The 23,804-nt window shown below is 71.5% G+C and carries 23 protein-coding genes and 2 tRNA genes; 8 read left to right on the top strand and 17 right to left on the bottom strand.

The genetic code is table 11. The annotated features are described in order from the left end of the window. The first annotated feature begins 147 nt into the window (after window positions 1–147). The 4 genes from ACIBVQ_RS12195 to ACIBVQ_RS12180 all read left to right on the top strand — a co-directional run bounded on the left by ACIBVQ_RS12195 (window position 148) and on the right by ACIBVQ_RS12180 (window position 5,347). Complete coding sequence (locus ACIBVQ_RS12195) at window positions 148–1,290, top strand: FAD-dependent monooxygenase (RefSeq protein WP_399177261.1); 1,143 nt, start codon at window positions 148–150, stop codon at window positions 1,288–1,290. 186 nt (window positions 1,291–1,476) lie between these two features. After that, window positions 1,477–1,650, top strand: coding sequence for a hypothetical protein (locus tag ACIBVQ_RS12190; protein ID WP_352010761.1), 174 nt, complete (start codon window positions 1,477–1,479; stop codon window positions 1,648–1,650). Between the two features lie 86 nt (window positions 1,651–1,736). Then, window positions 1,737–4,661, top strand: a complete 2,925-nt coding sequence (locus tag ACIBVQ_RS12185) for an AAA family ATPase (protein ID WP_399177259.1) — start codon at window positions 1,737–1,739, stop codon at window positions 4,659–4,661. A gap of 47 nt (window positions 4,662–4,708) precedes the next feature. Then, a complete protein-coding gene (locus tag ACIBVQ_RS12180; RefSeq protein WP_352010763.1) occupies window positions 4,709–5,347 on the top strand; it encodes an XRE family transcriptional regulator in 639 nt (212 codons plus the stop codon). A gap of 7 nt (window positions 5,348–5,354) precedes the next feature. Here the strand turns inward: ACIBVQ_RS12180 and ACIBVQ_RS12175 are convergent, their stop codons facing one another. Together ACIBVQ_RS12175 and ACIBVQ_RS12170 are read right to left on the bottom strand one after the other, a co-directional pair. Next, window positions 5,355–6,602: an MFS transporter gene (locus ACIBVQ_RS12175; RefSeq protein ID WP_399177257.1), complete on the bottom strand. Its 1,248-nt coding sequence runs from the start codon at window positions 6,600–6,602 to the stop codon at window positions 5,355–5,357. Window positions 6,603–6,711: 109 nt separating this feature from the next. Further along, window positions 6,712–7,116, bottom strand: coding sequence for a RidA family protein (locus tag ACIBVQ_RS12170; RefSeq protein WP_352010765.1), 405 nt, complete (start codon window positions 7,114–7,116; stop codon window positions 6,712–6,714). Between the two features lie 172 nt (window positions 7,117–7,288). On the opposite strand from ACIBVQ_RS12170, the gene ACIBVQ_RS12165 reads away from it, so the two are divergent. Both ACIBVQ_RS12165 and ACIBVQ_RS12160 read left to right on the top strand, forming a co-directional pair. Beyond that, complete coding sequence (locus tag ACIBVQ_RS12165; protein WP_399177254.1) at window positions 7,289–7,903, top strand: hypothetical protein; 615 nt, start codon at window positions 7,289–7,291, stop codon at window positions 7,901–7,903. Window positions 7,904–8,073: 170 nt separating this feature from the next. Further along, window positions 8,074–8,700: a hypothetical protein gene (locus ACIBVQ_RS12160; protein ID WP_352010767.1), complete on the top strand. Its 627-nt coding sequence runs from the start codon at window positions 8,074–8,076 to the stop codon at window positions 8,698–8,700. Between the two features lie 132 nt (window positions 8,701–8,832). Here the strand turns inward: ACIBVQ_RS12160 and ACIBVQ_RS12155 are convergent, their stop codons facing one another. The 7 genes from ACIBVQ_RS12155 to ACIBVQ_RS12125 all read right to left on the bottom strand — a co-directional run bounded on the left by ACIBVQ_RS12155 (window position 8,833) and on the right by ACIBVQ_RS12125 (window position 17,549). Beyond that, the gene (locus ACIBVQ_RS12155; protein WP_352010768.1) at window positions 8,833–9,273 is read right to left on the bottom strand and encodes a MarR family transcriptional regulator; all 441 of its coding nucleotides are present in this window, start codon (window positions 9,271–9,273) and stop codon (window positions 8,833–8,835) included. Between the two features lie 3 nt (window positions 9,274–9,276). Beyond that, window positions 9,277–9,696, bottom strand: a complete 420-nt coding sequence (locus ACIBVQ_RS12150) for an SRPBCC family protein (protein WP_362912704.1) — start codon at window positions 9,694–9,696, stop codon at window positions 9,277–9,279. 510 nt (window positions 9,697–10,206) lie between these two features. After that, window positions 10,207–11,973, bottom strand: a complete 1,767-nt coding sequence (locus tag ACIBVQ_RS12145) for an ABC transporter ATP-binding protein (RefSeq protein ID WP_399177251.1) — start codon at window positions 11,971–11,973, stop codon at window positions 10,207–10,209. Between the two features lie 2 nt (window positions 11,974–11,975). Beyond that, window positions 11,976–12,863, bottom strand: coding sequence for an ABC transporter permease (locus tag ACIBVQ_RS12140; protein WP_399177249.1), 888 nt, complete (start codon window positions 12,861–12,863; stop codon window positions 11,976–11,978). Continuing rightward, entirely contained in the window at window positions 12,860–14,017 is a 1,158-nt protein-coding gene (locus tag ACIBVQ_RS12135) for an ABC transporter permease (RefSeq protein WP_399177247.1), read from the bottom strand. The genes ACIBVQ_RS12140 and ACIBVQ_RS12135 overlap by 4 nt, the downstream gene beginning before the upstream one ends. Then, a complete protein-coding gene (locus tag ACIBVQ_RS12130; RefSeq protein WP_352010774.1) occupies window positions 14,017–15,933 on the bottom strand; it encodes a prolyl oligopeptidase family serine peptidase in 1,917 nt (638 codons plus the stop codon). Before ACIBVQ_RS12130 ends, ACIBVQ_RS12135 begins: the two co-directional genes overlap by 1 nt. Continuing rightward, window positions 15,930–17,549 carry an ABC transporter substrate-binding protein gene (locus tag ACIBVQ_RS12125; protein ID WP_399177245.1) on the bottom strand — a complete coding sequence of 540 codons (1,620 nt, stop codon included), beginning with the start codon at window positions 17,547–17,549 and terminating at the stop codon, window positions 15,930–15,932. The genes ACIBVQ_RS12130 and ACIBVQ_RS12125 overlap by 4 nt, the downstream gene beginning before the upstream one ends. Before the next feature lie 126 nt (window positions 17,550–17,675). On the opposite strand from ACIBVQ_RS12125, the gene ACIBVQ_RS12120 reads away from it, so the two are divergent. Beyond that, a complete protein-coding gene (locus tag ACIBVQ_RS12120; RefSeq protein ID WP_362912690.1) occupies window positions 17,676–17,942 on the top strand; it encodes a glutaredoxin domain-containing protein in 267 nt (88 codons plus the stop codon). Between the two features lie 8 nt (window positions 17,943–17,950). Here ACIBVQ_RS12120 and ACIBVQ_RS12115 read toward each other — a convergent pair whose 3' ends face one another. The 8 genes from ACIBVQ_RS12115 to ACIBVQ_RS12080 all read right to left on the bottom strand — a co-directional run bounded on the left by ACIBVQ_RS12115 (window position 17,951) and on the right by ACIBVQ_RS12080 (window position 22,941). After that, window positions 17,951–18,520, bottom strand: coding sequence for a TMEM165/GDT1 family protein (locus ACIBVQ_RS12115; RefSeq protein ID WP_352010777.1), 570 nt, complete (start codon window positions 18,518–18,520; stop codon window positions 17,951–17,953). 236 nt (window positions 18,521–18,756) lie between these two features. Beyond that, entirely contained in the window at window positions 18,757–19,806 is a 1,050-nt protein-coding gene (locus ACIBVQ_RS12110) for a UDP-N-acetylmuramate dehydrogenase (protein WP_352010778.1), read from the bottom strand. A gap of 52 nt (window positions 19,807–19,858) precedes the next feature. Next, window positions 19,859–21,148 carry a hypothetical protein gene (locus ACIBVQ_RS12105; protein ID WP_352010779.1) on the bottom strand — a complete coding sequence of 430 codons (1,290 nt, stop codon included), beginning with the start codon at window positions 21,146–21,148 and terminating at the stop codon, window positions 19,859–19,861. A 102-nt stretch (window positions 21,149–21,250) separates the two neighbouring features. Beyond that, window positions 21,251–21,679: a MaoC family dehydratase gene (locus ACIBVQ_RS12100; protein WP_352010780.1), complete on the bottom strand. Its 429-nt coding sequence runs from the start codon at window positions 21,677–21,679 to the stop codon at window positions 21,251–21,253. After that, window positions 21,679–22,125, bottom strand: coding sequence for a MaoC family dehydratase N-terminal domain-containing protein (locus ACIBVQ_RS12095; RefSeq protein ID WP_352010781.1), 447 nt, complete (start codon window positions 22,123–22,125; stop codon window positions 21,679–21,681). The genes ACIBVQ_RS12100 and ACIBVQ_RS12095 overlap by 1 nt, the downstream gene beginning before the upstream one ends. A gap of 231 nt (window positions 22,126–22,356) precedes the next feature. After that, on the bottom strand, window positions 22,357–22,521 hold the full coding sequence (gene rpmG / locus ACIBVQ_RS12090) for a 50S ribosomal protein L33 (protein ID WP_036325591.1): 165 nt from the start codon (window positions 22,519–22,521) through the stop codon (window positions 22,357–22,359). A gap of 73 nt (window positions 22,522–22,594) precedes the next feature. After that, window positions 22,595–22,668: transfer RNA gene (locus ACIBVQ_RS12085), tRNA-Met, on the bottom strand. A 200-nt stretch (window positions 22,669–22,868) separates the two neighbouring features. Beyond that, window positions 22,869–22,941: transfer RNA gene (locus tag ACIBVQ_RS12080), tRNA-Thr, on the bottom strand. Window positions 22,942–23,144: 203 nt separating this feature from the next. Between ACIBVQ_RS12080 and ACIBVQ_RS12075 the strand changes: the two genes are divergently transcribed. After that, window positions 23,145–23,798 carry a hemerythrin domain-containing protein gene (locus ACIBVQ_RS12075; protein WP_399177241.1) on the top strand — a complete coding sequence of 218 codons (654 nt, stop codon included), beginning with the start codon at window positions 23,145–23,147 and terminating at the stop codon, window positions 23,796–23,798. The last annotated feature ends 6 nt before the right edge of the window (window positions 23,799–23,804 follow it).

Below are 23,804 nucleotides of genomic sequence, written 5' to 3'. Positions count from 1 at the left end.
AACCCCATAAACATCCATATTTCCAACGTATGGATGCTTTCTCAGGAAGCCTCGCTCTTGATCGGAAATCCCGGAACGGCGATGCTGACATCGATTTCCATGCACGACCGGTTAGGCGGAGGAGTTTCATCCGGTTAGTGAGGTGCCATGACCAAGCGGACAGTCCTGATCTCCGGAGCCGGGGTCGGTGGGCCGACGGCGGCCTACTGGCTGGCCAGGCACGGCTTCCAGGTCACCGTCGTCGAACGCGCCGGGACGCCGCGCTCCAGCGGGAACCCGGTGGACGTCAGAGGCCCCGCCGTACGCGTCGCGGAACGGATGGGCGTCCTGTCCCGGCTGCGCGAGGCCGCCACCGGCACGACGGGCCTCACCTTCGTCGACGCGGCGGGCAGGCGGGTCGGCCGGATGGACATGCGCGCCTTCCAGCAGCCGGACGAGGTCGAGGTACCGCGCGGCGATCTCGCGGCGATCCTGTACGAGGCGAGCCGCGACCACGCCGAGTTCCTCTTCGACGACTCCGTCGTGACCCTCGACCGTGACGGACGCGGGGTCGAGGTCACCTTCGAGCGCGCCGGGCCCCGCCGCTTCGACGTGGTGATCGGCGCCGACGGCCTGCATTCGCTGACCCGTCGGCTGACGTTCGGCACGGGGGACGGACTCATGCGCCACATGGGTCTCTACGTCGCGACGCTGCCGTTCCCCGGCCGGTCCGGGCCTGACCGGGACATCCTCATGCACAACGTCCCCGGCAAGGCGGTCGCCGTCAGCTCCACGCCCAGCGGCGCGTTCTTCCTGTACCGCAGCCCGGCGGAACCCGGCTTCGACCACCGCGACGTCGAGCAGCACAAGCGGCTGCTGACACGCGCGTACGCGGACGTCTCCTGGCGCGTGCCCGAACTCCTGGAGCGGGTGCGCGCCGCCGACGACCTCTACTTCGACTCGGTGAGCCGGGTGAGCCTGCCGCGCTGGTGGAACGGCCGGGTCGTCCTCCTCGGTGACGCCGCGTCCTGCGTCTCCCTGTTCGGAGACGGCTCCACCATGGCCATGGCCGGGGCGTTCACCCTCGCCGAGAAGCTCGCCGCGAGTCCGGACGACCCCCAGGCGGCCTTCCGCCGGTACGAGGCCACCCACCGGCGCCTGGTCGAGCCCAGGCAGCGGGCCGTCGGGCAGGCGTCGGCGCTCATGGTGCCCGCGACGCGGGGCGGCATCCTGGCGCGGAACCTCGCCACCCGCCTGTGGCCCGCCGTGGCCGCCGCCGCCCGGCTGAAGCGCTCCCTGCGCGCGGGGTAGGCCTCTGCGGGGCCGAACCCGTGGGGGCCTAAGGCGGCCCCGCCCCGGCCTAGGTATGCCCCCGACCGCCGGGGCCGTGGAGATAAGGCATCCGTCCGATGTGGCGACGGGGGCCTTAGGAGGAGTCTCGAAGGTGTAAGGAAATCGCACCACCGGGGGCAGTCGCCCCGTGAGGAGGAAGCCGAAATGGCTCCCGAGTTCCACCACCAGCTGATCGAGCAGCGCGCCGCCGACCTTCGCAGAGAGGCCGTCGAGTACCGCCGCGCCCGTGAGGCCACCCGGCGGCAGGAGGCGGAGCAGAAGCGACAGTCCTCCGGTGAGCGCCGCAGGGGTCTGTTCCGCAAGCCCGCTTCCGCATGACCACGCCACGAGGGCCCGGCCACCGGTATTCACCCGGCCGGGCCCTCCACCCCCCGTAGGTCGCCACCTCTTCCGCCGAGAGATAAATGGGAAGAAGAGTTCGTATAAGGCATGACATGCTGGAAGACATGGTGGGTCGGGCGGCAAGCCCCGTCTTCGTAGGGCGGGAGATAGAACTCGCCGCTTTGTCCGAGTCGTTTGAGCAGGCCCGGAGCACCGCGGCCGCGACGGTGCTGCTCGGGGGCGAGGCGGGGGTCGGCAAGTCACGGTTGATCGGGTTCTTCGCCGAGCGCGCCGCGAGCCGGGGGGCTCACGTGCTCATCGGCGGCTGCGTCGAACTGTCGACGGAGGGCCTGGCCTACGCGCCGTTCACCGCGGCGATCCGCCAGCTCGTGCGTGAGACGAGTGCCGAGGAGGTCGCGGCGCTGCTGCCGGTCGGCGGGGCGCGCGACCTCGCCAGACTGCTGCCCGAGTTCGGCGAGCCGAGCGGTGAGGTCGAGACCGACACCGCGAGGGGGCGGCTCTTCGAGCAGATCCTCACCCTTCTGGAACGGCTGGCCGAGCGCAACCCGGTGATCCTGGTCATCGAGGACATCCACTGGGCCGACCGGTCGAGCCGTGACCTGATCGCCTTCCTCAGCCGGAACCTCCGTACCGCCCCGGTCCTGATGGTCATGACCTACCGCTCGGACGAGTTACACCGCCAGCACCCGCTCCGTCCCGTCCTGGCCGAGCTCGGCCGGGTCGAGGGGGTCGCCCGGCTGGAGCTGCCCAGGCTCACCCGTGACGAGGTCGCCGCCCAGATGGCCGGCATCCTCGGCACGACCCCGGAGTTCTCCCAGGTCGGGCAGGTCTTCGAACGCAGCGAGGGCATCCCCCTGTTCGTCGAGGCGCTGCTCGAATGCGGCGTCGACTCCTCCTACCCCGACTCCCTGCACGACCTGATCCTCGGCGCCGTCGAACAGCTGCCCGACGAGACCCAGCGGCTGCTGCGCATCGCCGCCGCGGGCGGCATCCGGGTCGGCCACGACCTGCTGGCCGCCGTCAGCGGCCTGTCCGACGTCGATCTTGAGGACACCCTGCGGCCCGCCATCGCGGCCAACGTGCTCCAGGTCGCCGACGGCCGCGCCTACGCCTTCCGGCACGCCCTGATCCGCGAAGCCGTACACGACGAGCTGCTGCCCGGCGAGCACGTACGGCTGCACGCCCGATTCGCCGAGGAGATCGGCAGGGACCGCACCCTGGTCCCCATGGGCCGGGCCGCCATCGAGATCGCCCACCACTGGTACTCCGCCCGTGACGACCTGTGGGCCCTCATCTCGGCCTGGGAGGCCGCGGCCAAGGCGTCCAGGACCTTCGCCTACAACGAGAAGATGCAGCTGCTCGAACGGGTGCTCACGCTGTGGAACAAGGTTCCCGACGCCTCCTCGCGCATCGGCGTCGACCACACGACGGTCCTCGAAGAGGCCTCCGAGGCCGCCCACTCCTGCGGTGAGATCGACCGCGGCATGAAGTTCGTCAAGGCCGCGCTGGACGAACTCGACGAGCAGACCCAGCCAGGCCGGGTCGCCGAGCTCCTCGTACGGCTTGCCCAGTTCAAGATGTCGAAGCGCAGGCCGGGAGCTCTCGACCACTTCCGCTACGCGGCGCGCCTGGTCCCCGACCCGAGTCCGGAACGCGCCGTGGTGCTGTCCAAGCTGGGGTCCTACCTGATCTTCAGCGGTGAGGTGACGGAGGGGACCGCGCTCACCGAGGAGGCGCTGCGCATCGCCCGCGAGCACAACGACGAGTGCCTCGAAGCCGACCTGCTGCTCAACCTGGCCCTCGGTCCCTCCATCGAAGGCCGGCTTGAGGAGACGGTCGCCATCAACGAGACCGCCCAGGCCATCGGCCTGCGCAAGGCCTCCGGCCGTATCGTCCTGCGGGCGCTCAGCAACACCGTGGACGCCCTCAACAACATGGGCCGCTCCGCCGAGGCGGTCGAGCTGGCGCTCGAAGGCGAGCAACTGGCCAGGAAGTACGGCCGTTACCGCGTCTCGGGGACGTTCCTGGCCAACAACCGGGCCGAGGCCCTTGAGTCGCTCGGCCGGTTCGAGGAGGCCGCCCAGCTCGCCGAGCAGGCGCTCACCATGGACCCCACCCTGCGCACCCGCCACCACCTGCGCCGCATCAGGGCCGACGTGGCGGTCGCCCGGGGTGAGACCGAGGTGGTCAGGTCCGTGCTGAACGAGGTCGAGGCGTTCACCGTCCTGGACGAGTTCACCCAGGAGCGTTCGGCCAACTCCCGGCTCAGGATCGGCCTGCACCTGCTGGACGGCGAACCCCTGGCCGCGCTCGACGTCGCCGAACGGGTGGTCGGGGAGGCGCAGATCACCAGCAAGCCCATGCTCGGCTGGCGGGTGCTCTCCCTGCTGGCCGCGGTCGCCGAGGCCGCCGAGCCCATCGCTCCTGAGCGCGCGACGGCGCTGCGCGCCCAGATCCAGGGGGTCGGGGCCACGATGGGCGTGCACAGCCCGGTCGCCGAGGCCTACCGGCTCAGCGTCAACGGTGACCACGACGCCGCCGCCATCACCTGGGAACGGCTCGACCGGCCCCACCCCCGTGCCAAGTCGCTGCTCCACGCGGGGCGGGCGGCGGCGGGCGCGGGTGATCGTGAGGGCGCCGCCGTACGGCTGCGCACGGCGCACCCCATCGCCGTCGCGCTGTCGGCCCGGCCCCTGCAGGCGGAGATCGAGGCGCTGGCCCGCAGGATCGGGGTTTCCCTCACCGGGGAGGGCGTCCCGGCCGCGACGGCGCCGGCAACGGCTTCCGCGACGGCGCCGCTGACCCCTCGTGAGCAGGAGGTGCTCCGTCTGGTCGCCCAGGGACGGTCGAACCGCGACATCGCGGCCGAGCTGTTCATCTCGGCCAAGACCGTCAGCGTGCACGTCTCCAACATCCTGGGCAAGCTCGGTGTCTCCACCAGGGGCGAGGCCGCCGCCGCGGCCCACCGCCTCGCCCTCATCGGCTGACGTCCTGCATCATGTGATGCGTACGGGCAGCCATGTGAGGGGGAGCCATGCGGAGCGAGAACGGCGCCGCCTTCGACGTGACCGGTTCTCTCGCGGCCTCCTTCGCGGCTCCCGCCGTACGTGACGCCCCCGCCGAGGCGGCCGGGGTGCGTGAGGCGATCGCCGCCAACCTGCGCCGTGTCCGCCTGGCACGCGGTCTCAGCGTCCGTGAGCTGGCCGAGCTGACCGGGGTGAGCAAGGCGTTGATCTCCCAGGTCGAGCGGGGCGTCGCCAACCCCACGGTCGAGGTGCTCTCCCGGCTGGCCACCGCCCTCGAACTGACCTTCGGCGAGCTGACCCGCGTCAACCTGGTGGGGCCCGAGGTCGTCCGGCGTGGGGAGAACGCCCCCCTGCTGGTCGGTGACAGCGCGGTCCGCACCCTGTTCGCCGCCCCCGACCGCCGCCGTTTCGAACTGGCCGAGGGTGACATCCCGGCCGGGACCCGCAGTGCCAAGAGCTCACACGGCCGGGGGTCGGTCGAGCACGCCTACGTGGTCTCCGGGGAGGTGACGGTCGAGACGGCGGAGTGGTCGGTCACCCTGGCCGCGGGGGACGCCCTGCGGTTCGCCTCCGAGTCCGACCACCTCTACGTCACCGGCGCCCTCCCCTGCCGCGTCCTGACCCTGATCTCCTTCTCCGAGGACTGAGCCCCGTTCAGGGGATCTCCCGCGCGGGACCCGTCCTGAGCAGGGGAACGGCGAGCAGGGCGACGGTCAGGATCGTGGCCAGCCCGGCCACCAGTATGGGAACCCGCAACGTGGTGGCGGCGGCCAGCACTCCCGCCAGCCCGCTGCCCACGGGCATGAGGCCCCAGGCCATCATCCGGTAGGCGCCAGAGACGCGGCCCATCGCGCCCGGCGGGGTGAGGCGCTGGCGGCGCGTCGCGGAGAGCACGTTCCACAGCCCCACGCCCGCGCCCATCATCGCCACACCCGTCCAGGCCGCGGCGACGGTGCCCACCAGGCCGACCAGCGTGATCCCGCCGCCGGAAACGACCATCCCCGTGATCATCACCGGGCCGTCGGAGACCCGCCTGGCCAGGCGCGGGGCCAGCCAGGTTCCCGCCAGGGTGGCGACGCCGAACGCCATGACCAGCGACCCGACCGTACGGGGGCCCATGCCCAGGCTGTCGACGGCGTAGAGCGGCAGCAGGGTGTCGAAGGCGGTCGAGGCGACACCGGCGACCATCACCATGGTGGCGAGCGTGCGCAGCCCGGGGTGTCCCAGCAGGAGACGGACGCTCTCCCCGACCCCCGCCACCAGCCGGGTACCCGTCGCCCCGGCGTCGGCGGGGAAGGCGGGGAGGGTGGCCACGAGCAGCGCGGCCGCCACGAAGCTGAGCCCGTCGACGGTGAAGGCCAACACGGGGTTGACGGCGATCACCAGGCCACCGGCGAGGGGACCGATGACGGTCATGGCCACCGTGTTGACGGCGTAGAAGCGGGAGTTCGCCTCCTGAAGATCATCCGGTCCGGCCAGATGCACCATCATGACCTGGGAGGCGGGGTCGGCGAAGGTCTCGGCGAGCGTCAGCAGGAAGGCGAAGACGCACAGCAACGCCACCGAGTCCGCGCCCGCCGCCATGGCCGTCACCAGCACGGCCGTCAGTACGGCCCGCACCCCGTGCGCGGCGACCAGCACGGTCCGCGGCGGCGACCGGTCCACGACGGCCCCGGCGGGCAACGCGCCCAGCAGCCACGGCAACGTCTCCGCGAAGGCCACCGCGCTCGTCGCCAGCGGATCCCTGCTGCGCAGCGCGACATAGAGGGGAAGGGCCAGAAACCGCACCCCGTCCCCGCACAACGAGATCGTCCACGACCACCAGAGCCGCCGGAACCGCGGAGTCCGCACGCCCACCGGCGGATTTCCCTCGGTGGCGCCGTCGGCCCGGGCGTCCGCCATCGTCCACCTCCGTGTCATGGAAACTGAACGAGGCGGTCCCGATGCTATCGAAAAACAATCTTCTTACTAAGGGATTTTCTTCCGCCGGAGACGGCCTACCGCGCTTTCCCTACGATTCGGAAATGGCGGCCACGGCTTCGATCTCGATGAGGATGTCAGGCCGGAACAGGCCCGCGACCTGGACGAGGGAGCTTGTCGGAGGACGCTCCAGGTTGATGAACTCGTCCCGTACGGCCCGCACGGTCGCCAGCGCCGAGGTGTCCACCACGAAGATCGTCAGCTTGAAGACGTCGTCCCAGGTCGCCCCGCCCGCTTCGAGGGCGGCTCCCACGTTCCGCATGACCTGGCGGGTCTGCGCCTCCCAGTCACCCGCCGTCGCGACCGTCCCCTCGGCGTCGATCGGGACCTGCCCCGAGGTCCACACGATCCTGCTACCAGGGGGAATGCTCGCCACGTGGCTGTAGCCGTTGGTCGGCGGCAGGGTCGAGGGCGTTCCGAACTCGATGGATGTCATGGTCCCGTTCCTTGTGCTGTGTCACCCGTAACACCCGAAACTCTGCCAGGCCCTCCCGTTCACACGACCACGGGGTCGGGGCGTGAGGGCCTCCGTATCCGCCGACCCGGGACCGGAGAAGTGGAATTCTTTCCGCCCGGCCATGGAAATGGGATTTGTGTAGCGTGGCCATATGGATTTCTTCACCGCGCCACCGCCTCCCGAGCGGAAACCGATGAAGCGGGAAAAGAGACCACCCTGGCTCGGCCCTCCCGAGGATTTCGTCGGCGCCGTCGTGCCCGTCGACCGAACGCTGTTCCGCACGGAGACACTGGCCATCGTGCTCACCGACGCCCTCGCCTTTCCCGAAGGGGTGACGCTCAACGTGCGAATGGCGTTCCGCCGGCTGGAGGGAGTCAACGACGACGTCTGGTGGGACCGCCACGACCGGCTGTTCGATTTTCACGGCCATCACGGCTCCCGCCTCTCGGATGAGGTCATGCGGCTCGGTGTCCGTTTCTCCGACGGGTCGAAGGCGACGACCGTGGACGGCGCACTGGACGCCGAGGAACGGCCTCCCCCTCGTCCGGACGGTCCGGTCCTGCACTGCCGACGGTCGGGCAACAGATCGGGGAGCGACGACTTCGCCACCGGGCACTGGCCGTTGTGGTTGTGGCCGTTGCCGCCTCCGGAGCCGTTCGAGGTCGCCGTCGAGTGGCCCGCCTTCGAGGTGCCGCTGACGTTCACCGAGATCGACGGCGCACCGCTCGTCGCCGCCGCGAGGCGCGCGCACTCCTACTGGCCCTGACCCTCCCCTGGCCGGCGAACCGCGCGGGTGCGCCAGCCGTACAGAAAAAGGATTTTTCCGGATAAATCCGTCTATATGGGTGCGCCGTATCGATCGGGACACCGCACTTATGGGGTGCTATGTGGTGAAAAAACACCCGGACGGGCCGTGGGGTTGCGTACTTTGACCGCATGGATTTCTTCACCCCCCCTCCACGACTCGGCCGGGACCTGGCCTCGGAGGAGAGAGATCAGCCCCCGTGGGCAGGCCCCCCGAAGGATCTGCTCGGCGGCACCGTGGCCGTCGAGCAGACGCTGTTCCAGAGCGACTCGATCACGATCGTCCTCGCCAGTGCCGTCGCCTTCCCCGAGAACGTGAAGTTCCACGTACGGCTGGCGGCACGACGACTCCTCGACGAGGACGAGGACAGCTGGTGGGAACGGCGTGGCCTGATGTTCGAGGGACGCCGCAACCGGACCCGCCCCAGCCGCCTCCTTGAGGACGAGGTCCTGCGCTTCGGCGTGCGCCTGCCCGACGGCTCCAAGGCGACGACCGTGGACGGCAGGACGAACTCCGACGAGTGGCCGCCGCCGCGTCCCAAGGGACCCGTCCTGCGTCAGGGCGGCGGAGGCGGCGGGGGCGGTGGAGGCCGCCTGGCCACCGGCCACTGGAACCTGTGGATGTGGCCGCTGCCGCCGCCGGAGCCGTTCGAGTTCGTGGTCCAGTGGCCCGCGTTCGACGTGCCGCTGACCTTCACCAAGATCGACGGCGAGGCCCTCACCACCGCCGCGGAACGGGCCCGCTCCTACTGGTCCTGACCACCCGTCACGCGGGCCCGGCCGCCTCCGGCGCCCACACGACCACCGGTCACCCGGCGAAGAACACCGAGAACGCCGCCGGTCCCAGGAAACACACGGCCAGGACCGGCGGCTCCCTCGACCCGGCCCGGCTCAGGGGTCGGCGAGAGGGCGGTCGGCGAGAGGGCGCATCAGGGCCTGCAGGGTGGACAGGTCGGGAGTGGCTCCGAAGAAGGCCGCGTCGGCGGCCTCCACGACGCCGATGGCCCGCCGTGCCAGTTCGGCGCCCTCGTCGGTGGTCCTCAGCAACTTGGCCCGGGTGTCCGCCGGATCGACCTCCCGCCTGAGGAGGCCCTTGTCCTCCAGCCTGCGCAGCACCTGCGAGGTCATCTTCACGTCGGTGCCCGCGCGCCTGGCCAGGCTGAGCTGGTTGGGACTCTCGCCGTGGGAGTTCATCCACCAGGCGGTCGCCAGCAGCACGAACTGCACGTGGGTGAGGTCCAGCGGGGCGAGGGCGGCGACGATCTCCCGCTGCCAGCGCAGCGTGACGTGCCACAGCAGGAACCCCGGGCTCTCGTCCGGATGGGCGACCACGGCCTAACCCTCCTCCGCCCGCTTCACCAGCGCGGCCACCACGTCGGGGAAGTCCGCGGTGATCGCCGGACCGAGCTGGGGCCCGACCTCGTCCGCGGCCTGTCCGACGATCTCCGTACGGTAGGTCACCCGGGTCCGTCCCGCGTCGAGCCGCTCCAGCCGGTGCACGGTGCGCACGACGAACCCACCGGCGTCCATCTCGTCGGTGAACACCTCACCCGGCACGATCTCCACCAGGCGCAACTCGACGGGGTCCTCCCCCGGCGGGGTCATCCTGAACGCCGTGCCCACGGCGAACGGGCCGTCGACCTCGATCTTCTCGATCCCGTCGTTCCACTGTGGCCACGTCTCCATGTCGGACCAGCGACGCCACAGCGCCTCAGGAGCGGCGGTGGTCTCGACGCTGTGCTCGTACTCCCACATGGGTCTCCCCTTTGACATTTAGGATGCGCGCAGACTATCTTCGCGGCGCCTAACCCGTCAAACCCTCCCGAACCCGTCAGGCGACGTCCACGTGCAGGGATGTCGAGAACCCGGCCAACGGGCCCGTCCTCACCCACGGCCCGACGGACCACCACCAGGCCGTTCCCGCCGAGGGCGGCCCATGACCACCGGCACCGACACGGCGCCGACACGACGCCGAACTCGGCCACCACAAGGACTGGCAGAAGTCAGAACGCCGGTACCTGCGTTCGGCCGGGAGCGGCGGGGGCCCGTCCGCGATGTTCGCGGGCAGGCTGAAGGCCCAGCGCGGCGCGTACGCCGAGGCGGTGCCGCCGCTGCGCGTCGCCGCCGAACGCCGGCGCGAGGTCAGGGCGGCGCTACGACCCGGACGACCTTGAGCTGCTGACCAGGATGGTGGACCCGGCGAGGGAGTTCGCCGAGGCGGAGGCCGCCCTGACCCCCGGGTGACCCGGGCAGGCCACTGCGGCGTTAACCGAGCCAGCCCGGGGAGCCGTCGGGGACGCTGGCCAGCAACGTCCGCGTGTAGGGGTGGGAGGGGGCGTCGAGGACCTGGTCGACGGGGCCCGTCTCCACGCACCGGCCCGCCTCAAGCACGTAGAGCCGGTCGGCGACCTGACGGACGACCGCCAGGTCATGGGTGATGAACAGCATCGCCATGGACAGCCGTTCCCGCAGTTCGGCCAGGAGGGCGAGGATCTGCGCCTGCACCGAGACGTCGAGCGCGGAGACCGGTTCGTCGCAGATCAGCAGCCGGGGCTCACCCGCCACCGCACGGGCGATCGCGACCCGCTGACGTTCGCCGCCGGACAGCCCGGCGGGGCGCGTCCCGGCCGTGTCGCGGCTCAGGCCGACCGATTCGAGCAGCCGGGCGACGTCTCCCGGGGTGGCCGGGCGGCCGTCGGCGCGCAGGGCCTCGGCCAGGGTCGCCCCGATCGTGCGGGCGGGGTTGAGCGTCGAATAGGGGTCCTGGAAGATCATCTGCGCGGTGCGCCGGGCCTGGCGCACCGCCGTACGGCTCAGCCTGCCGTAGTCGGAGCAGTCGATCCCGTCGAGCAGGACCGTGCCCGCGTCAGGGCGTTCCAGCCCGGCGACGCAGCGGGCGAGCGTGGTCTTGCCCGACCCCGACTCACCGACCACGCCGACCACCTCGCCGGGCGCGACGGTGAGGCTCACCCCGGCGAGGGCGGGCCGGGCGGCCCCGGCGAAGGTTCTGCGCAGGTCACGCAGATCGAGCACCGGGGCGGCCGTGACCGGGGCGCCAGGCGCGACCCCCGGTGCGGGCGCGGGCCTGGCGGGCAGCTCGGCGGCGCGCAGGCAGGCCGACTCCCGGCCAGGCCGTACCGGCAGAGCCGAGGGCCGTACGGCCAGGCACCCGGGCACGGCCAGGGAGCAGCGGGCGGCGAAGGCACACCGGTCGGCGACCGCGTCGTGAGCCGGCACGGAGCCGGGGACGGCCGGGATGACGGCCAGACGCCGATCGGCGGGCGGTTCGGCCGCCAGCAGGGCCCGGGTGTAGGGGTGGAGCTGCTCGTCCCGTACGGCCGCCGCCCCACCGCTCTCCATGATCCGCCCGGCGTACATCACCATGACCCGGTCGCAGGTGGAGAAGGCCAGCCGCAGGTCGTGGGTGATGAGCACGAACGCCATGCCCCGGTCCCGCTGGATGCGCCGGACCAGGGCGAGCACCTCACGCTGGGTGGTCGCGTCGAGCGCGGTCGTCGGCTCGTCGGCGACCAGCACGCGGGGCCCGCCCGCGAGCGCGGCGGCCAGGCCGACACGCTGCCGCATGCCGCCGGACAGCTGGAACGGGTAGCGCCCGGCCACGTCCCCGGGCAGCCCGACCTCGGCCAGCAGCCTGGGCACCTCGGTCGCTGCGTCGGCCCCCTTCGGCAGCCCGTCGGCGATCTGCCTCCCCACCCGGCGCAGCGGGTTGAGCAGCGTGAACGGGTCCTGCATGAGAAGGGAGACCACGCCGCCGCGCTGCCGGGCGCGGGTTCGGGGGTCGTCGTCGACCCGCACGCCGTCGACGCTCACCCGGCCGGAGGCGTCGAGTCCCCTGGGCAGCAGGCCGAGCGTCGCCCTGACCGTGAGCGACTTGCCGGAGCCGGACTCACCGACGATCGCGAGGGACTCCCCCGGCGCGACGTCGAAGGAGACCTCGGACAGCAGGGTCCTGCCGGTCGCGGGCTGCCGTACGGTCAGCCCCTCGACCGTGATCCCGCCCTCTTGTGCCATCCTCAGCGCGCCCTTCCCCGCGCGTCCACGCGTTCGTAGAGCCAGTCACCCACGATGTTGAGCGCGGCGGCGACGGCGATGATCGCCAGGCCGGGGGCGATCACCGTCCAGGGGTTGGCCAGGAACTGGGTGCGGTTGTCCGACAGCGTCCGCCCCCAGTCGGGTGAGCCCGCCGCGACGCCGAGACCGAGGAAGGACAGCGAGGCCAGCGAGACCAGGGCGTAGGCGAAGTTGAGGAACACGTTGGCCAGCGCGACGGGCGCGATGTTCGGCCACACGTGCCGCGTCATGATCCGCCAGGAGGAGAGGTTCTTCATCCGGGCGGCCTCGACGTAGGGACGGTGCCGCTGTTCGAGTACGGCTCCGCGCACCACCCGTGTGTCGGTCGGCGAGAACAGCACGACCAGTACGGCGATGGCCAGGCCGTACCCGCCGCCGAGCACGCCCGCCACGACGATGGCGACCAGCAGGGCGGGCAGCGAGAACACCAGGTCGGCCCAGCGCATGACCAGCGCGTCCACCCAGCCGCCGAGGTATCCGGCGGGCAGCCCGGCCAGGTTGCCGACGACCATCGAGCCGAGGGCCACGCACAGTGCCCCCGGCACGGCCGTACGGGCTCCGGCGATCAGCAGGTCCAGCACGTCGCGGCCCAGGTCGTCGGTGCCGAGCGGGTGGCCGGGGCCGGGGCCGCTGATGCCCAGCATCAGGTCCTGGGCGGTGGCGTCCGGCACGATCCAGGGGGAGAAGGCGGCGGCGACGGCCGCCAGGACAAGCACCAGGAGCGCGACGGCCACACTCACCGGGGCGCGCAGCCACGCGGGCCGCGTCGCGCCTCTCCTGCGGACCTCCACGGCCTCCCGCGGACGACGGCCGGTGAACGGGCGCCTCACGAGGCCCTCCCGCCGAATCTGACCCTGGGGTCGGCCAGGGAGTAGCCGACGTCGACCAGGAGGTTGACGGCGGCGATGAGCAGGGTGAGCAGCAACGCGAGCGCCTGGACCACGGGCACGTCCTTGAAGGTGACCGAGTCGACCAGCAGGGAGCCGAGGCCGGGCAGCGCGAAGGTCACCTCGACCAGTACGGTCCCGGCCAGCATGCCGGTCACGACCAGCCCGGCGGCGGTGAGGATCGGCACGAGCGAGTTGCGCAGCGCGTAGGCCAGGACCCCGGCGCCGCCCAGGCCGCGTGCCCTGGCGAAGACCACGTAGTCCTGGTCGAGTTCGCGGATGAGCGCGGCCCTGCTGAAACGGACGAGCATGCCCACGGCGCCCACGGCCAGCGCGGCGGCGGGCAGCGTCAGGTGCCAGATCCGGTCGGCCAGGCCCTCGCCGGTGCCGTACACGGGGAACCAGCCGAGCCAGGCGGCGAAGACCACGAGCAGCAGCAGTCCCACGGCGAACGGCGGGGCGCTCAGCCCGACCACCCCGGCGGTGACCGTGAACCGGTCGGTCGCCCTGCCCCGCCGTACGGCTCCCGCGACGCCGAGGGGGACGCCGACGAGCACCGCGAGCAGCGTGCCGTACCCGGTGAGCGCCAGGGTGAGCGGCAGCCGTTCGCCGATCATGTCCGCGACCGGGGAGCCGGTCCTGATGGAGACGCCGAGGTCGCCGCGCAGGGCGCCGCCGAGCCAGGTGAGGTACCGCACCGGCAGCGGGTCGTCGAGGTGGTAGCGGGCCTGGATGGCGGCGATGGTCTCCGGCGTGGCGGGACGGGTGCCGAGCAGGGTCTGCTGGACCGAGCCCGGGGCGAGGTAGAGCAGGCCGAACACCCCGACGGAGACCAGCGCGACGACGACGGCGGTCCCCGCCAGCCTGCGCGCCAGAAAGGCGCCCCAGCCCCGCCCGGCACGCCGGACACGGTGACCGCCCTCTCCAGGAGCGGCCTCCCGGACGCCCCCGTGAGAGCCGTCCCCCGTGGCGTCCTCGCGCGAGCCGTTCTCCCGGACGCCCTCGTAAGCGCCGCCTCCCACGGCGTCCTCCCGGACGTCCCCGTGAGAGCCGTCGTCCCCGTCCGGCGGGAGGCCGTCCCGGCTCCGCCCGTCCATCACAGCACCCCGTTCTCCGTCAGCCAGGCGAGCACGCGGCCGGCCGCGTCGTGACGGTGTCCCGGCTCGGTCAGCTCGTGGCCCTCCCGAGGGTAGACGACGAGCTGAGTCCTCACTCCGGCCGCTGACCAGGCACGATAGAGCTGGTCCGCCTGCCCGGCGGGGGTGGTTCTGTCCTCGGCGCCGTGCAGGATCAGCGTCGGGGTGGTCACGGCTCCGGCGTGACAGACCGGGGAACGCGCGGCGAGGAACTCCCTGCCCTCCGGGGTGGTCGCGTCGGCGCCCCGGTGGTACAGCGGGTCGTAGCCGCCCGCGAGGTTGCTCGCGGTGGTGAAGCTGAGCCAGTCGGCGACGCCGGACATCACGACCGCCGCCCTGAACCTCCTGGTCCGCGTCACCGCCCACGCGCTGAGATAGCCGCCGTAGCTCAGCCCGAGCACCGCCATCCGCCCGGGGTCGGCGATCCCGGCCGCCACGAGGTGGTCGGTCCCGGCGAGCACGTCCCCGAGGTCCTCCTCGCCGACGTGCCCGATGACCCGGCGGGCGTAGTCCTGCCCGCGTCCGCTGCTGCCCCGGGGGTTGGGCAGCAGTACGGCGGCGCCCGCGTGCGCCAGCGGCAGCGCGAGCTGGTTGGACTCGGCGGGGGCGAAGGCGCTCGACCACAGCCAGGTCGGCCCGCCGTGCGCGATCACCACCAGCGGCCTCGGCCCCGGCGCCTCCCCCGAGGTCAGCAGCAGCCCCTGGACCGTGAGCCCGTCGGGCCCGGTCCAGCTCACCTCCTCCTGCCGTACGGCCAGCCGCGCGAGGTCGGTGTTGAGGGCGGTGACCTGATGCCACTCACCCTCGGTGAGGACGGCGAGCGCGATCTCCGGCGGTCGCCCGGCCGTCTCCCAGACGGCGGCGGCACGGGTGCCGGTGCGGTCCGGCGACAGCGACGGCTGACCGTCGCGCCCGCCGAGGGTGCCCCAGGCCGTCCAGCGGCTCAGCACCCGCCCTTCGGCGGTCATGGTGCCGCCGTGCGTGCCGGTTCCCGACCACCCGGTGAACCACAGGGTGTGCTCGTCGAGCCAGCCCAGGTCGGTGACGTCGTCCACGGTGGTCAGCCGGGTCACCGTACCGCTCTCCAGGTCGAGGTGGACGACCCGTCCAGAGACGATGGACAGTCCCTCGACCACGACGGCGGCGCGTCCACCGGGGGCCAGCCTGGGGCGGCTGAGCTGCCAGGAGGTGGTCAGCAGGGTCCGGGTCCCCCCGGTTGCCGGGTCGATCAGGACGAGGCCGGGCCGGTAGTACCCGCCGGGGGTCTCATCCGCCGAGGTCACGGCCAGGGCGAGGCCGTCGCGCCAGTCGGCCTCCCAGACGGTCAGGCCGGGGGTGGGGACGGGCCGCGGGGCCGGGTCCCCGACCCTGAGCAGGGCGAGCCGCCGCAGCCGTCCGCCCGGGGTCCTGACGAAGGGGTCGGCGGCCGGGTCGGCCACCCGGAGCCCGAGGTGGCTGCCGTCACGTTCGCTTCCGGGGTCGGCGAGCCGTACGAGGACGGTGCCGTCGGCGTCGGCGACCAGGTCCTCGATCTCCCCGCCGACCCCGGCCCGCCAGACGGTGACGAGGTCGTCGCCCGCGCGAACCTCGACGTGGTCGAGGGCCTGCCCGTCGCCCGAGGCGAGCAGCAGCCGCCCGTCGGGCAGCCAGCGGGTCAGCGCGTGCCCGCGTCCCGCGACCTCGGGAACCGGGGTGGGGACGGCGTCCGCACGGGTGAGGTCGAGCACGTGGGCGACGGGTTCGGCCTCGGACGGGGGCAGGACGCAGGCGACGCGGGTGCCCTCGGGGTGCAGCGCGACGGCGTCGGGCACCCGGAGGGTCGCCAGGGCCGCGTGCGCCCGCAGTCCCGCGTCCCGCGAGAGGTCCACGACGGTCATGGGCGGGTGGTGAGCTTGGCGGCCCAGGGGCCGACGAAGAAGTAGGGGCCGAACTCCCCGGCGCCGATCTTCGGCCCGAACGCGGTGGCCGCCTCTCCCCACCACAGCGGCTGGTAGGGAACGTCGGCCGCGGCCCTGACCAGCGCGTCGCCCAGCAGCTTGCCCCTGGCGGCGTCGTCGGTGCTCTTCTTGGCGTCGTCGAGCAGCCCGGTCACCTCGGCGTTGGCGTACTCGGCGATGTTGGAGCCGTTCTCCCCGGCGTAGGCGTCGTTGAGCAGCTGCTGGACGTACTCGGAGGGGTCACCGGTCGTGGCGAAGTACCACCCGAGGTAGACGCCGGAGTCGTGCTTGCCCAGCTCGGAGATCCACTGTTCGAGGGGGATCTCCTTGACCTCCAGCGTGATGCCGATGGTCTTGAGGTTCTCGGCGAGGGTGAGGGCCGCCCTGCCGAGCTGGGGGCCGCTGCTTGGGTAGGTCAGCACGTCGGAGAAGCCACCCGGCACCGAGGAGAGAGCCAGCTCCTCCTTGGCCTTGGCGAGGTCGAAGCCGTACTGCGGGATGCGCGCGTAGAGGTCCTTGACCTGGGCCTCGTCGAGCACGCCGCCCCACTGGGCCGGGTCGGGGACGGTCGTCGCGACCTGGCCGTGGCCGCGCAGCACGCTGCGCACGATGCCCTCGCGGTCCACGGCGTGGGCGACCGCCTTACGGACGTGGACGTCGTTCCAGGGCTTCTTGGCGGTGTTGAAGGCCAGGGTGACCAGGGACCGGTCGCTGGCCGTGCGGACCTCGACGCCGGAGATCGCCTTCCACTGGTCGATCTGCTCGGCGGGGACGTTCAGCGCGACGTCGACGGAGCCGCCGCGCATGGCCAGCAGCCGGGTCGACTCCTCGGGGACGAAGTCCAGCCTGATCTGCCGGTAGGGGACCTTGCCGCCCCACCAGGCGTCGTTGCGCTCCAGCGTCACGTGCGAGTCGGGCGCGAACTCGGTCACCTTGTACGGCCCGGTGCCGAGGATCTTCCCGGCCGGGGTGCCGATGTTCTCGCCGGTCGTCTCGACGAACTTCCTGCTCGTGATCTGCAGGGTGCCCGGGGAGGGCGTCCAGGCGAAGGAGGCGTCCGGCTCCTTCAGGGTGATCGTGACGGTGGAGCCGTCGGCCTTGATCTCGTCCACGTTGGCGTAGGCGTAGGCGTAGGCCGAGGTGGAGCCCTTCCTGGCGTGCAGGTCGAGGCTGGCCACGACGTCGTCGGCGGTCAGCGGGGTGCCGTCGGTGAAGGTCACCCCGGAGCGGATCCGGTAGAGGTAGGTCTTCGGGTCCTTGCGCTCCCACGACTCGGCGAGGGCGGGCTGGAGGCCGCCGTCCTGCCCGACGCCGACGAGCGCCTCCTGGCAGAGGAGGGCGACGACGTAGTTCATGATGCCCGCCTCCTTGCTCGCGTCGAGTGAGCCGATCGAGGAGGGCAGCGCGACCCTGAGCAGGTCGGTCTTCCCGGCGGCGGGAGAGGGAGGGGTCGAGCCGCAGGCGGCGAGACCGGGGACCGCGGCCAGGCCGCCCACGATGGCGAGGGATCTCAGGAGGGAACGCCGGGTGAGGGCGACGTCGGGGAGACCGGTCACGGAGACCTACTTTCTGCGACCAGCCAGCCTGTCTAGCTGCTGCGTCTACCATTACTATCCACTTGGCTCTGGAGAGTATTCGCCCGACGGCACCCCGGTCAAACCCACCTTCCGAATGGGAAATGCATGGACTCCCTCACCGTTTACAGCGCCCCCTGGTGCGGCCACTGCCAACGCCTGAAGTCCCAGCTCACCCGGGCCGGCATCCCCTTCACGGAGGTGGACGTCGACCACACCCCAGGGGCGATCGAGCGCATCACCGAGATCGGCGGTGGCTCCTGGCTCATCCCGACCGTGGTCATGCCCGACGGCACCGGCCTGGTCAACCCGAGCCTGCGGGAGATCCGCGAACGGCTCGGGTCAGCAGAAGGCGGGGCACCGGCCGCCCCGTGAGCCCCGGCTCAGGCGAACAGCGGCTCGACCAGCAGCACGACGCCGAAGACGGCGAACGCGGCGGCGGCGCCGTACTTGATGACCTTCTCCGGCAGGTGCTTGCCGAGCATGCGGCCGACCAGGATGGCCAGCGCGTCCGCGGCGACCATGCCGACCGTCGAGCCGAGCCAGGTGCCGAACCAGCCGTACTGCGTGGCCAGCGTGATGGTGGCCAGCATGGTCTTGTCGCCGAGTTCGGCGAGGAAGAACGCCACGGTCACCGCCACGATCGCCGACCTGGTCGTACGGCTGGCCTTCTGCTCCTCCTCGTCGGTCAGCTCGTCCCCGCGCAGCGTCCACACGGCGAACCCCAGGAACGCCAGGCCCGCCACGATCGTGATGGCCGTGGTGGGGATCAGGTCACCGGCCAGCCTGCCCAGGCCGACGCTGACGAGGTGGACGACCGCGGTGGCCAGGGTGATACCGGCCAGGACCGGCCACGGTTTGAACCTGGTCGCGAAGGTCATCGCCATGAGCTGGCTCTTGTCGCCGAGTTCGGCGACGAAGATCACGGCGAGACTGATCCAGAATGCTTCCAACGAGCTGCCCTTCCGCGCGCGGCCGGGCCGGAAGGGGCACCCGGGGAGTCTCGGGCACGACTTCGGCCCGGCGGCATCGATGTATGCCTGCCAGGCCGAAGGTCTCGTCCGCCTCGGCGTCTCCGCCTCAAGGCCCGCGCGACCGGGCGCCATGGCGCCAGTATGTCGATCACGCGATTGGGACTACTCCCCCTCGGGTGTTACCGGTCCACGATAACAGGCGCCCGCAAATGCCCTCACAGGCCGGTTCCGACCATCACGGGCTCGTTGACCAGCGTGACCCCGAACTTCTCCAGCACGCCGTCACGCACCTCGCGGGCCAGGTCGAGCAGTTCCTCGGTGGTCGCAGAAAGCTCGGGGTTGGTCATGGCCAGGGTGTGCTTGGTCGAGATGCGCGCCGGGCCGCGCCGGTAGCCCTTGGGGAAGCCCGCGTTCTCGATCAGCCAGGCCGCGGGGACCTTGACGGAGCCCCCGGGCATGTCCCAGCGGGGGAAACCGGGCACGCGCAGGTCGAGTTCGGCCGCCTCGGCCGCGCTGAGGACCGGGTTGGTGAAGAACGAGCCCGCGCTGTGGGTGTCCGGGTCCGCCGGGTCGAGCACCATGCCCTTGCCCGCGCGCAGGGCGAGCACGGCCTCACGGGCCCGCCCGAGCGGCACCCGCTCCCCCAGCTCGACACCCAGCCTGAGGGCCAGCTCCTTGTAGGCGACCGGCCCGGACAGGTCGTCGGCGGCCAGCTCGTAGGTGACCGAGAGCACGACGTGCCTGCCGAGTTCCTCCTTGAACGCGCTGTCGCGGTAGGCGAAGCCGCACTCCGCCGCGTCCATGTCCCTGACCTCGCCCGTCCCGCGGTCGTAGACCCGCACCCCGGTGATCGTCTGTGACACGTCCTGCCCGTAGGCGCCGACGTTCTGGATCGGCGTCGAGCCGACCAGCCCGGGGATGCCGGACAGGCACTCCACTCCGGACCACCCCTCGGCGACGGTCAGGGCGACCAGGGCGTCCCAGTCCTCCCCCGCCTGCGCGGTGACCCGGACCCTCCCACCCTCGGTCTCGGTCCGCACACCCCTGGACGCCACCCGCACCACCAGGCCGTCGAAGCCCTCGTCGGCCACCACCAGGTTGCTGCCACCGCCGAGCACGAGCACCGGCTCCCCCGCCGCGTCCGCCGCCGCGACCAGCTCGACGATCTCCTCCGCCGACCCGGCCTCGGCGAACGCCCTCGCGGCCCCGCCCAGCCCCAACGTCGTGTACGGCGCCAGCCGTACCCCTGCGACCCGCTCAGTCATGCGCTTCCCCACGCCCGGTGCGACAATCCGGCGACCAGCCTACGGGGAGCCGCTATGTGGAGCGGAGCAGGCCGAGCACCCGGTCGTAGGTCCTGCGCGACTCCCTGTCCCGGTAGGCGGGGTCGACGTCGTGGTAGCCGCGGTGCCGTTCCTGGTGGACGGGCAGGTCCCGGTCGAGGGCGACGACCGTGCCGGGCAGCAGCAGGGAGAACTCCAGGTCGGCGTTGCGGTAGTAACGCGCGTCACGGGAGAAACCGCCCGCCGCGAGCGCGGCGTCGCGGCGTACGGCGAACAGGTGGCCGAGCACCCCCTTGACCTCCCCGGGCCCCGCCTCGTGCCAGTCGTGGCCGTCCTCCCCCGGGTCGACGCCCTTCCAGCCTGCCGCGACCACGTCGTCCTCAAGCACCTTGATCAGGGGGGTGATCGCGTCGCCGTCCAGGATGGTGGAGGTCTCCATCACCACGTGCACGTCCGCGCCGTCGAGCTTCAGCAGTTTCGTACGGCTCTCGCCCCACCCCGCCGTGCCTCCCCGCCAGTGCGCGATCTCGGCCACATGCCAGGCCTCGACCCGGTGGGGGTACTCCTTGACCAGTTCCTCAAGGACCTCGCCTGCCCCGTCGACGTTGCCCAGGTCGAGGGCGATGATCCTGGCCTCGGTGCGGGCGACCACGGCCCTGACGCACTCAAGCAGGTCCTCCGGCCAGCCGTCCACCACGAGCGCGACCGTCACGCTCGGCGGCGCGACCGGCTCCTCGGGCTCGACCGGGGTGACCTCCTCGTCCAGCCGGGAGACCGACAGGCTGGCGTCCCACAGCAGCTGGGATTCGATCATCCGCTCGGGGTCCCCACGGTCCTCCCCGGTCCTGTCGCGGCCACCGGCTCCGGAGGCGTTCCCCGGCCCACGGTTCTTCCCGGCTCTGCCGGTGAGTTCGACGCCCTCGGGCTCCTGGGCGGGAGCGGCCTCGGTCCCGGCGACCCGTTCGGCCTCCAGGTCACCGAGCCGTTCCGGGCGGGCGCCGGGTGCCGCGGCCTCCCGCACCCGCTCGGCCTCCGAGGTGCCCTCCTCAAGCGGTACGGTGCCGGTCACCCGGCCCGCTTTCACCGATCCCTCGGCATTCTCCGGATTTATCGGCTTTTCGGGTACTGGTACGGCGCTGACCGTCGGCCACACCTCGAAAGACGGCCGGGGAACCAGGTCGAAACCCTCGCCGAGCGCGCGGACGAGCCAGCCCTCGGCCTCGATCTCCCCGCGCAGCGTCTCCGCCCCCGCGAGATCGTCACCGGTCCTGGCCCTGACCCACCGCTCGGCGAGAGCGGTCACGTGAGGTGGTACTTCGCTCATTCCAGGACGCTACCCACGCACGGAAGGAGAAATCAGGCGAAACAAATCCCGCCGGGCACGACACTCCGCCCCCGGACCCCGGGGCCCGGGGAGGCCGTACCGTCAGGCCAGCTGGACCACCGCGCGGGCCTTGGAGAGCACCCTGGAGTCGGCGGAACGGGCGGTCAGCGCGACCACCACGCGCTTGTCCTCAAGCTTCTGCTCGATGAGGCCGCTGACCGTGATGACCGCCCCCTGCTCGTCGTCCGGGACGACCACCATGGAGGAGAAGCGCACGCCGTAGTCGACGACGGCTCCGGGGTCGCCCGCCCAGTCGGTGACGAACCGGCCGCCCTGGGCCATGGTGAACATGCCGTGCGCGATGACGTCGGGCAGGCCGACGGCCTTGGCGAAGCGCTCGTTCCAGTGGATGGGGTTGAAGTCGCCGGAGGCCCCGGCGTACATCACCAGGTTGACGCGGCGGACCGGGTAGTCGACCGCGGGGATCTCCTGCCCCGTCTCGACGTCGTCGTACTTGACCGTCGCGGCCATCAGCCCGCCCCCCCGCGCTCGACGATGGTGTTGTAGGTCGTGCAGACGGGCTCGCCCTCGACCGTGGAGACGTCGCTCCTGACGGTGATGAGCTCGTTGCGGCCCACGCTGCGGATGTCGGTCACCGTCGAGACGGTGACCAGCTCGTCGCCGGCGTGGATCGGCCGCTGGTACTCGAAACGCTGCTCACCGTGGACGACCATGGCGAAGTTGAGCCCCAGCTCCGGGTCGGCCAGGATCGAGCCGCCCGCCAGGCTGAACACGATGGGGAAGGTCGGAGGGGCGATCACGTCCGGGTGACCGACGGCCCGCGCGGCCTCGGCGTCCCGGTAGACCGGGTTGTCGTCCCCGATCGCCGCCGCGAACTCCCTGATCTTCACACGGCTGACCTCGTAGGGCGGAGAGGGCGTGGACGCCCGCCCGACGAAATCGCGGTTCAGAGCCATCGTGCTCCTTTACGGATATCGAGCTGGTTGGGGGCCGCCGGTACGGCCACCAGGAAACCGTAGCCCTCCCCGGCCCCCGCGCGGCTGTCGGTCATGGTCAACACCCGGACAGGAAAGCTGTGCGAACGCGACAAACCGGCGCCCTCTCGAAGAGGACGCCGGTTCGCGTTGAGTTTGCGGGTGCTACCGAGGCAGCCGTCTCCCGAAGAGATGCGGGAGTCCTCGCGAGAACTAGCGGGTCTCGCGGTGCGCCCGGTGCGTCTTGCAGTTGGGGCAGTACTTCTTCAGCTCAAGCCGATCCGGGTCGTTGCGCCGGTTCTTCCGCGTGATGTAGTTGCGGTGCTTGCACTCCTGGCAGGCCAGCGTGATCTTCGGCCTAACGTCGGTGGCAGCCACTTGGGAGTGCCTTTCTACGTTCGGGACTGGGACAACCCGCACCGGTGCCCCGTAAGGGAGACCGGGAGGGTAGTAGCGGAGGCCGGACTTGAACCGGCGACACAACGATTATGAGCCGTTTGCTCTGCCTGACTGAGCTACTCCGCCTTGGAGCCATCTGAGTGACGGCCCCCGCAAGGATACCCGACCTGTGGACTGACTGCGTACTTGCGCAGGTCAGGGCCATCTTCCGGGTTCCCCCGGTTATGCCCCGTCCACTCGCCGGGTCCTTGAGCGTCTTGCGGTGGGCCTCAACGTCCACCCAAGCCGAAAGCCCCAACCGATTGGTCAGGGCCTGGAGGCTGTCGAGCCCCTTTACGGAATCGAACCGTAGACCTTCTCCTTACCATGGAGACGCTCTGCCGACTGAGCTAAAGGGGCCTGCCCGCTCTGACTTGGCGTCTTTTCTTCGCCTTGTCGCTGCGGACAGGTGTAACCATACACGGCTCGGCGGCGTGATGCGAAATCAATCCGGATCATCACGGGACCGGGGCCCGCGCCCACGCCAAGTGGTCACCAAGTGCCACATAAGCGGCCTCTCGCATCGTGGTCTCACCACGAGACACACCACCGAGGAGAGAGCCGTGACGACCCCCGAACTTCTGGGTTTCCAGATCACCCATCGCGCCATGCGAGGGGAGACCCGCCGCCTGGCCGTACTCGCCACCGAGCTGGCCGAGGGAAGGCAGACGGCCGACGTGGCCCGCGCGGCGGCCGTCGGCGCCTACGTCACCCGGCTGTGCGCGGGCATCCACCACCATCACGTGTCGGAGGACGAGGTGCTCTGGCCCGTCATCGAACGGTCCGCGGGGGCCGAGGTCGACCTTCGGGACCTGAGCGACGACCACTCGGAACTCGACCCGCTGCTCGCGGAGGTCGTCGGCCAGGCCGCCGCCTTCGCCTCGACCGTCTCTACCGGGAACGCCTCCCGCCTCGCGGCCCTGCTCACCAGGCTCGCCGACATGCTCGACGAGCACATCGAGGAGGAGGAACGGCTGCTCTTCCCGATCATCATGAAGTACGTGTCCGTCGCCGACTGGGCGAAGGTCGAGAAGGCCGTCCGCAAGGGCGGTGACATCAGGACCGAGCTGCCCAGGATCGAGGAGTACGCCAGGCCCGAGGAGCTGGTCCGGCTGCGCAGGATGGCGGGTCCCGTGCTGACGGTGCTGCTCTCCCTGCTGCGCGGCGGCCACCGCCGCCGCAGGCGGATGATCTACGGCCCCCTCGCGGACGGCTGAGCGCTC

The organism is Streptosporangium sp. NPDC049376, assembly GCF_044466505.1.
In the GTDB taxonomy this organism is placed as follows: domain Bacteria; phylum Actinomycetota; class Actinomycetes; order Streptosporangiales; family Streptosporangiaceae; genus Streptosporangium.
This window is presented reverse-complemented; position numbering and strand designations above follow the sequence as displayed.